Raw genomic sequence first — 1,398 nt, 5'->3', positions numbered from 1 at the left:
GACCTCGTGGTCACCGGCCGGCACCCACCCCATACCGCGCCTCCCGCACCGCACGCACCGATCGAACGAGACGAACAGTAGAGCGAGCCACCGACATCGTGTGATCACGCGGGTGGTCACGACGACGGCGCCCGCCCCACGGCGGCATCCCGCAGCGCGTCGTCGGCCCCTTCGCCGTGGCGGGCCACGGCGAAGGGGCCGGGCCCGCCCGGTGGCGGAACCGGCCCCCTCGGCCGTGCTGCGGTGGCGGGTCAGCGGCCGGCGCTCTCCCGGGCAGCCGCCTTCTCGGCCTTCTCGGCGTGCAGCTGCTTGACGCGCTCCTGCTCCTTGCGGACGTCCGCCTGGAGGGCCTGCTCCTTCTCCAGCCACGCGGGACGCTCGCTCTTGAGCGCGTCGATCTGCTCGGTGGTCAGGGCCTCGGTGACGCCGGCCCGGGCCAGGCCGGAGGCGGAGACGCCCAGCCGTGCCGCGACCACCTGGCGCGGGTGCGGGCCGTTGCGCCGCAGCTCACGCAGCCACTCGGGCGGGTCGGCCTGGAGCTGGTTCAGCTCGGCGCGCGAGACGACGCCCTCCCGGAACTCGGCGGGCGTGGCCTCGAGGTACACACCCAGCTTCTTCGCCGCGGTGGCGGGCTTCATCGTCTGGGCGCTCTGGTGCGACTTCATACCGCCAAGCCTAACGACCGGGCGGAGCACCCCCGACCACGCCGGGTAGCCTGGGCCGGGTGACAGACTCCGCCGCCTCCCCCGTCTTCCGGCTCGCCTACGTACCGGGAGCCACGCCCGCCAAGTGGGTGCGGATCTGGAACGAGCGCTTTCCCGCCACCCCCCTCGCACTCGTGCCGGTGGAGGCCCACGAGGCCCAGGAGCTGCTGCGGTCCGGCGGCGCCGACGCCGGGCTGGTCCGGCTCCCCGTCGACCGCGACGTCTTCAGCGCCATCCCGCTCTACACCGAGGCCACGGTGGCCGTCGTCCCCAAGGACCACCTGGTCACCGCGGCGGACGAGATCTCCCTCGAGGACCTCGCCGACGAGGTCGTGCTGCATCCGCTGGACGACGTGTTCGGCTGGGAGCGGCCGCCGGGGGAGGAGGCCTTCGAACGGCCCGCCACCACGGGCGACGCCGTCGAGCTGGTGGCCGCCGGCATCGGGGTGCTGGTCGTCCCCCAGTCCCTGGCGCGGCTGCACCACCGGCGGGACCTCACCTACCGGACGGTCGCTGACGGGCCGCGGTCGGAGGTGGCGCTCGCCTGGCCGCAGGAGGCCACCACGGACGCCGTGGACGACTTCATCGGCGTGGTGCGGGGCCGCACCGCCAACAGCACCCGGGGGCGGCGGACCGCTGCCCCCGAGCAGAAGCCGGCTCAGCCGGCCACCGCCCGTACCGCCCGCAGGACCCC

At 74.9% G+C, this 1,398-nt stretch carries 2 protein-coding genes; one reads left to right on the top strand and one right to left on the bottom strand.

Annotation, left to right across the window (positions count from 1 at the left end):
* Positions 1 to 251 precede the first annotated feature (251 nt).
* Positions 252 to 665, bottom strand: a complete 414-nt coding sequence (locus tag HW445_RS30995; RefSeq protein ID WP_180224106.1) for a DUF5997 family protein — start codon at positions 663 to 665, stop codon at positions 252 to 254.
* A gap of 59 nt (positions 666 to 724) precedes the next feature.
* Between HW445_RS30995 and HW445_RS30990 the strand changes: the two genes are divergently transcribed.
* Positions 725 to 1,398: LysR family transcriptional regulator substrate-binding protein (locus tag HW445_RS30990; RefSeq protein WP_180224105.1), on the top strand; the 674-nt coding region annotated here is incomplete at its 3' end.

The sequence above is a fragment of the Streptomyces sp. UH6 genome (assembly GCF_013421635.1).
Classification (GTDB): Bacteria; Actinomycetota; Actinomycetes; order Streptomycetales; family Streptomycetaceae; genus Streptomyces; species Streptomyces abyssomicinicus.
The sequence above is the reverse complement of the archived record's forward strand: the minus strand, read 5'-3'. Positions and strand labels throughout refer to the sequence as shown.

What these genes read in the sequence shown, in the direction of transcription:
- HW445_RS30995 (WP_180224106.1), bottom strand. Translation starts at nt 665, where the DNA reads ATGAAGTCGCACCAGAGCGCCCAGACGATGAAGCCCGCCACCGCGGCG.